Annotated in this window: 7 protein-coding genes; 4 read left to right on the top strand and 3 right to left on the bottom strand. The window is 73.1% G+C overall.

The features are described 5' to 3' along the window. The 3 genes from AOK03_RS20010 to AOK03_RS20000 form a co-directional block, all read right to left on the bottom strand. A partial coding sequence (locus tag AOK03_RS20010; RefSeq protein WP_157869009.1) for a hypothetical protein occupies positions 1-417 on the bottom strand: 417 nt, incomplete at its 3' end. After that, complete coding sequence (locus tag AOK03_RS20005) at positions 414-1,868, bottom strand: sensor histidine kinase (RefSeq protein WP_055566678.1); 1,455 nt, start codon at positions 1,866-1,868, stop codon at positions 414-416. The genes AOK03_RS20010 and AOK03_RS20005, both read right to left, overlap by 4 nt. After that, complete coding sequence (locus tag AOK03_RS20000) at positions 1,865-2,566, bottom strand: response regulator transcription factor (protein ID WP_055566677.1); 702 nt, start codon at positions 2,564-2,566, stop codon at positions 1,865-1,867. The genes AOK03_RS20005 and AOK03_RS20000 overlap by 4 nt, the downstream gene beginning before the upstream one ends. Before the next feature lie 154 nt (positions 2,567-2,720). On the opposite strand from AOK03_RS20000, the gene AOK03_RS19995 reads away from it, so the two are divergent. The 4 genes from AOK03_RS19995 to AOK03_RS19980 are packed head-to-tail and all read left to right on the top strand — an operon-like array spanning position 2,721 to position 6,467. Next, positions 2,721-3,395, top strand: a complete 675-nt coding sequence (locus tag AOK03_RS19995) for a lyase family protein (protein WP_055566676.1) — start codon at positions 2,721-2,723, stop codon at positions 3,393-3,395. Continuing rightward, entirely contained in the window at positions 3,395-4,471 is a 1,077-nt protein-coding gene (locus AOK03_RS19990) for a peptidoglycan-binding protein (RefSeq protein ID WP_055566675.1), read from the top strand. The genes AOK03_RS19995 and AOK03_RS19990 overlap by 1 nt, the downstream gene beginning before the upstream one ends. After that, positions 4,468-5,253, top strand: a complete 786-nt coding sequence (locus tag AOK03_RS19985; protein WP_079074841.1) for an ABC transporter ATP-binding protein — start codon at positions 4,468-4,470, stop codon at positions 5,251-5,253. The genes AOK03_RS19990 and AOK03_RS19985 overlap by 4 nt, the downstream gene beginning before the upstream one ends. Further along, the gene (locus AOK03_RS19980) at positions 5,250-6,467 is read left to right on the top strand and encodes an ABC transporter permease (RefSeq protein WP_055566674.1); all 1,218 of its coding nucleotides are present in this window, start codon (positions 5,250-5,252) and stop codon (positions 6,465-6,467) included. Before AOK03_RS19985 ends, AOK03_RS19980 begins: the two co-directional genes overlap by 4 nt. Positions 6,468-6,495 lie beyond the last annotated feature (28 nt).

The raw sequence follows: 6,495 nt of genomic DNA, 5'->3' as shown, positions 1-6,495 counted from the left end.
GGCCCGCGCGCGGGCCAGGCTGCACACCAGCTGGCCGGTGCGGTTGCGGTCGTCGAGCGCGGCGGGGTCGAGGACGAGGTCGGGGGTCCGTACCGTGATCCGGTTGCCCTTCCCCGTGACGTCGAACCGGCCGCTGTCGATCAGCGTGGTGAGTCCCGCCTGCTGTTCCGCCTTCGAGGGGCCCGACATCAACAGCTTGATGACGTCGCCCGGTGCGCGGACCGGAAGGGCCCGGGTCACTCCTTCGAGCCGCCCCGTCTCGGAGACGAAGTAGATCCGCAGGCCCTTGGTGAGCCCGCCCGCCGCCTGGCCCGCGTCCACCACACCGGTGGGCCGCACCCCGCAGCCCGCGAGGCCCAGCGCCGTCACGGCCAGTGCGATCGCCGCACGTCTTCCGCGTAGTCGTACGGGAGTCATCGCTCGGCCCCTTCGCCGTGCCGCCACGGCAGCCGCAGCGTGAACACCGCGCCGCCGTCCGGCCTGTTGGCCACTTCGATCGTGCCCCCGTGCAGCCGCGCGTTCTCCAGCGCGATGGCCGTGCCGAGGCCGCTGCCCTCCGACCGCGTCCGCGCGCTGTCCGCCTTGTAGAAGCGGTCGAAGACGTGGGGGAGGACGTCGGGGGCCAGGCCGGGCCCGCGGTCGGCGACCTCGACGGTCACCCAGTCGCGCTCCCGCACGCCCTCCGCACCCGCAGCCAGCGTCACCGTCACCGGCTCGGCCCCGTGCCGCAGCGCGTTGCCCACGAGGTTGGCGACGGCCACGTCCACGCGGCGCGGGTCGACCACCGCACGTACGCCGTCCGGGAGTTCGGCTCGTACCCGCGCCGTCCAGCCGCGCAGCGCCAGCGTGTTCCGCACGGTCTCGGCGAGGTCGACCTCGCCGAGGTTGAGGCGCGCCGCGCCGGAGTCGAAGCGGGACATCTCCATCAGGTCGTCGACGAGCCGCGAGAGCCGGGCCGTCTCCGCGCTGACCGTGCGGGCCGCGTGCGCCGCGTCGGGCGGCAGCTGCCCGGCGTCCTCGTCGAGGACGGTGGCGACCATCGTCATCGCGGCGAGCGGCGTACGCAGCTCGTGCGAGACGTCGGCGACGAACCGCCGCGCCTTCGCCTCCTGCTCCCGCAGCTCGGCGACGGACGTTTCGAGCGCCTCCGCCGTCCGGTTGAAGTCCCGTGCGAGGTCCGCCAGTTCGTCCCGCCCCCGCGGCACCACGACCCGTGAGGCGAGGTCACCTGCGGCGTGCCGACGCGTCGCGCGACCCAGCTCCCGCACGGGCCGCAGCACCGTGCGGGCGGCGAGCAGCGCGAGGGCGACGGTGAGCAGCAGGACCGGCAGCAGGCCGTCCCGCACGGCGTCGAGGATCCCCGCCGTGTCGTCCTGCTCGGCGCGCAGCGAGCTGATGGCGTAGACGTCGAGCCCGGACGGCGAACCGGAGTCGAAGGTGACGGGCGTGCCGACCACCAGGTAGGGGCTGTCGTGCCGGTCGACGCGCTGGAGACTCATGCGGTTCCGGGTGCGTACGGCGTCGCGCAGCGAACCGGAGATCCGCGTCCGGTCGGCCGACGCGTCGGAGGACGCCGTCAGCGTGCGGTACTCGGCGACGACCACCGTGTCGCCGAGCCCGTCGGCGACCCCGACCGCGAAGCGGGTGAGGGAGACCTCGTCGGGTGGCATGGCGAGGTCGGCGGCGGCCTGGTCGACACGGTTCTTGAAGTCGGTGCGCACCGCGTCCTGCTTGCGTTCGAGGACGGCGTTGCGGGACTCGCGGTAGGCGAGCCCGGTGGCGGTCACCGCGCTGACGACCGCGACCAGCACGAACGCGACGACGAGCCGCCCCCGCAGCCCGCCCCACGCCTTCCACTTCGCCGTCATACCGGCCCGAACCGATACCCGAAGCCCCGCACCGTCTGCACGAACACCGGCTTGGCGGGCAGGTCCTCGATCTTGGACCGCAGCCGCCCGACCGCCGCGTCCACGAGCCGCGAGTCTCCGAGGAAGTCGTGCTCCCACACCGAACGCAGCAGTTGCTCGCGGCTGAACACCTGCCCCGGCGAGGCGGAGAGCTCCAGCAGGACCCGCAGTTCGGTCGGCGGCAGGGCGATGGGCGTGCCGCGCTTGGTGACGGTGAGCCCGGCACGGTCGATGACGAGTCCGGCGTACGTGTCCTCGCCGGGCCGCACCCGCACCGGCTCCGCCCGCCGCAGCGCCGCCCGGATCCGCGCCTCCAGGACGGGGGCGGTCACGGGTTTGACCACGTAGTCGTCGGCGCCCGCCTCCAGGCCCCGCACGATGTCGCTGTCGTCGCCGCGGGCGGTGAGCATGACGACGGGGATCGTCGACCCGGCGGCGCGGATCCGTCGGCAGACCTCGAAGCCGTCCATGCCGGGCAGCATCAGGTCGAGCACGGCGAGCTCGACGTCGTGGCCCGCGGGCCTGGCGAGCAGCGCGAGGGCGTCCTCACCGGTGGCGGCGGTGTCGACGGCGTACCCGTGACGGCGCAGCACGAGCTCCATTCCGTCGCGTACGGACGCGTCGTCCTCGATCAGCAACACATGGGGGACTCGGGGCATGCCGACGATTATGGGCGAGGGTTTGCCCAGTTCAGGACGGGTTGGGGCGGAGATCTCGGCGCCGCGGGGCATTGTTACGTGCTCATCATGTGGCGTTACGCGTCCATCATGCGCTCGTGGAAAGACCACCATGTGGCGGCGGCACATTGCCGCCATGACCATGCGCACACGTACACGCACCACAGCCCGCCTCCGCCTCGCAGGCCTCGTCGCACTTCCCGTCCTGGCGTTCTCCGCGGCCTGCGGGGGAGGCGGCGACGGCGGGGCGCAGGACGCCGGTGTCGCCTCGGTCCCGGACGGCTCCGGCGCGGAGAACAAGGGCGGGGGAGAGGCCAAGGGGAAGGGCGAGGCCAAGGGGGAAGGAGAGGACAGCGGCAAGGGCCAGGGCAGGAGCGCCTTTTACGACGCCCAGCTGAAGTACGTCCAGTGCATGCGCGCCAAGGCCGGTGTGAAGGACTTCCCGGACCCCAAGCTGAGCGGCTACCTCGACTGGCCGAAGATCGACGGGCTCGTCGACCCGAACGGGAAGGGCGAGGAGTACAAGGGCGGCAAGAACGGCGTCTGCGTACCGGAGTTGCGGGTCGCCATGAACCTGGAGCCCGAGCGCGACGACCAGAAGGACTACGAGTCGATGCTCGCGCACGCCAAGTGCATGCGGGAGAACGGCATGTCGAAGTTCGCCAACCCCACGATGTCCGGCGGCAACGTCATGCCCGGCGGCGAGGCGAACCCGACCGACCCGACGATGGACCGCGACTCGCCCGCGTACAAGGCGGCCCGCGAGGCCTGCAAGGGCAAGCTGCTCGAGGGCCTGGACGGCATGCAGTGATGCGACGCCGTACGGGATTCCTGGCCGGCGCGGCGGTGCTGGCCGCCGCCGCGGTCGGGGCGGGCGTCCTCGCCGTCGCGGGGGAGGGGCCGGGCGCCGGGAAAGGGAAGCCTGGACTGCCGTCCGCCACCGCGAAGGTGACCCGCACCGACCTCGTGCGGTCCGAGACCGTCGACGGGAAGATCGACTTCGCGGGGCGGCGGGCCGTGAAGTCGCCGGTCGAGGGGACGGTCACGGTCGCCGCGCGGGAGGGCGCGACGGTCGCGCGCGGTCAGGCCCTCTACGAACGGGACGACAAACCGGTGACGCTTCTGTACGGGCCGATCCCGGCGTTCCGCGAGATGAAGGCGGGGGACCGGGGCAGTGACGTACTCCAGCTGGAGCGCAATCTGGTGGCCCTCGGCCTCGGCGCGGGCCTGTACGTGGACCCGCGCTTCGACGAGGCGACCGAGGCCGCGGTGAAGCGGTGGCAGAAGTCCCTCAACCGCACGCCGACGGGCCGGGTCGGCAAGGGGGACGTGGTCTTCCAGCCCGAGCAGGTCAAGGTGGTCTCGGCGGACGCGGCGCTCGCGGATCCCGTCGGTCCCGACGCGCCGGTCCTCACCGTCGCCTCGACGCGGCCCGTCGTCCGGGCCGTGCTCGACGAGTCCGACGCGTCGCTGACCGCACGGGGCACGAAGGTCGAGGTGACGCTGCCCAGCGGCAGGACGGAACCGGGCCGGGTCACGGGCACGGCGAGGCCGGACGAGCAGGAGGAGGCCGAGGGCGGCGGGTCCGCCGAGGGCATCACGGTCGAGGTGACGCTGGACGGCGGCCGGTCGGTGGCGGCGGGTGAGGACGCCAGGGCCACGGCGAACGTGAAGTTCGTGAGCGAGTCCCGCGAGGACGTGCTCACGGTTCCGGTCGAGGCGGTGGTGGCCCTGCGCGGCGCGCACGGCGGCTACGGCCTCCAGACGGTCGGGGACGGCACGTCGCGCATGGTGCGGGTGCGGACGGGCATGACCGCCGACGGCAGGATCGAGGTCAGCGGTTCCGGCATCGCGGAGGGCACGGAGGTCGGTGTGGCGAAGCCGTGACGGAGAACCCGGCCACCAGGCCAACGACCGCCGCCCCCCTCGTCCCCCTCGTCGAACTCCGGGACGTCACCAAGTCGTACGCGGGCGACGTGCACGCCCTGCGCGGGGTGAGCCTCACCGTCCTCGCGGGCGAGCTCCTCGCGATCGTCGGGCCGTCGGGCTCCGGCAAGTCGACGATGCTGAACGTCATCGGCACGCTCGACAGGCCCACGTCCGGCGCCGTCCGCGTCGCGGGTCACGACGTGAGCGCGCTCACCGACGCCCGGCTGTCGGCCCTGCGCGCACGCCACATCGGCTTCGTCTTCCAGCACTTCCACCTCGAATCCGGCCGCGACGCGGTCGACAACGTGGCGGACGGACTGCTGTACGCGGGCGTGGCCCTGAAGGAACGGCGCGCCCGCGCCCGCGCCGCGCTCGAACGCGTCCGCCTCGGTCACCGCCTCGGCCACCGGCCCGGCGAACTGTCCGGCGGCGAGAAGCAGCGGGTGGCGATCGCCCGCGCGCTCGTGGGCGAGCCGTCCCTCCTCCTCGCGGATGAGCCGACGGGCGCCCTGGACACCGCATCCGGCGCGGTCGTCATGGAGCTGCTCCACGAGCTCAACGCCACCGGCACGACGGTCTGCGTGATCACGCACGACCACGACATCGCCGCCGCCCTTCCGCGCCGGGTCCGCTTCCGGGACGGCGAGATCGTCACGGATACGGATACGGACGGGGATGTGGACGCGGATGTGGGCGCGGCTGTGGATGCGGCTTCCCAAGTAGGGGAGACGGCCCGATGACAAAGAAGTACGCCCCCCACGCCCCTCACCCCTTGAAGCCCACCCGCCTCTCGCCCGCGGACATCCTGCGCGTCGGCGCGGCAGGCCTGCGCGCCCGCCGCACGCGGGTCGTCCTCTCCGCGCTGGGCATTGCCATCGGCATCGCCACGATGGTCGCGGTCGTCGGCCTCTCCCAGTCCAGCAAGTCGGACCTGATGGCGCGGCTCGACCGGCTCGGCACGAACCTGCTCACCGCGGAGGCGGGCAAGGACGCCGTGGGCAACGAAGTGCCGCTCCCCAAGTCGGCGGTGGCGATGGTGGAGCGCATCGGCCCGGTCCGGCACGCCACGGCGACCGGGAACGTCGACGCCCGCATCCGCCGCAGCGACGTGGTGCCCGAGGAGCGGACGGCGGGCGTGACGACGCAGGCGGCCCGCACCGACCTCCTGACGGCGCTCAACGCGCGCGTGGGAAGGGGCAGCTGGCTGGACGGCGCCTCCGAGAGGCTCCCCGTCACCGTTCTCGGCTCGGTGGCGGCGGACCGCCTGGGCATCGCGGCCCCCGGCGAGAAGATCATGATGGGTGACGAGTACGTGGTCGTCATCGGCATCCTGGAGCCCGTCGAGCTGGTCCCGACCCTGGACCGGGTCGCGATGGTCGGCTTCCCCGCGGCCGAGCGGTACTTCGGCTTCGACGGCCATCCGTCCATGGTCTTCGAGCGGTCGCCGGATCACACGGTCGAGGACGTACGGGAGGTCCTGGCCCGCACGGTCAGCCCCGGTGACGAGGGTTCGGTGAAGGTCTCCCGCCCCTCGGACGCGCTGGCCGCGAAGGCGGCCACGGACGAGGGCCTGACGACGCTCATGCTGGGGCTGGGCGCGGTGGCGCTGCTGGTCGGCGGCGTCGGGGTCGCCAACACGATGGTGATCTCGGTCCTGGAGCGCCGCGCGGAGATCGGTCTGCGCCGGGCGCTCGGCGCCACGAAGGGAGCGATACGTCTCCAGTTCCTGACGGAGTCCCTGCTGCTGTCGGCGGTGGGCGGCGCGACGGGCGCGCTGCTGGGTGCGGCGGCGACGTACGCCTTCGCCCTCGGTCGGCACTGGACCCCGGTGGTCCCGCCCTGGTCCCTGACGGCGGGCTTCGCGGCGACGCTGGTCATCGGCATGGTGGCGGGTCTGTACCCCGCGGTCAGGGCGGCGCGTCTCCACCCGACGGTGGCACTGAACGTGACATGACCCCGACCGGCAGCGACCCGGCCCGGCT

The organism is Streptomyces atriruber (genome assembly GCF_001418325.1).
Classification (GTDB): Bacteria; Actinomycetota; Actinomycetes; order Streptomycetales; family Streptomycetaceae; genus Streptomyces; species Streptomyces atriruber.
The sequence above is the reverse complement of the archived record's forward strand: the minus strand, read 5'-3'. Positions and strand labels throughout refer to the sequence as shown.

Coding starts and splice junctions, on each gene's coding strand:
- AOK03_RS20000 (WP_055566677.1), bottom strand. CDS start 2,566: ATGCCCCGAGTCCCCCATGTGTTGCTGATCGAGGACGACGCGTCCGTA.
- AOK03_RS19990 (WP_055566675.1), top strand. CDS start 3,395: ATGCGACGCCGTACGGGATTCCTGGCCGGCGCGGCGGTGCTGGCCGCC.
- AOK03_RS19995 (WP_055566676.1), top strand. CDS start 2,721: ATGACCATGCGCACACGTACACGCACCACAGCCCGCCTCCGCCTCGCA.
- AOK03_RS19980 (WP_055566674.1), top strand. CDS start 5,250: ATGACAAAGAAGTACGCCCCCCACGCCCCTCACCCCTTGAAGCCCACC.
- AOK03_RS20005 (WP_055566678.1), bottom strand. CDS start 1,868: ATGACGGCGAAGTGGAAGGCGTGGGGCGGGCTGCGGGGGCGGCTCGTC.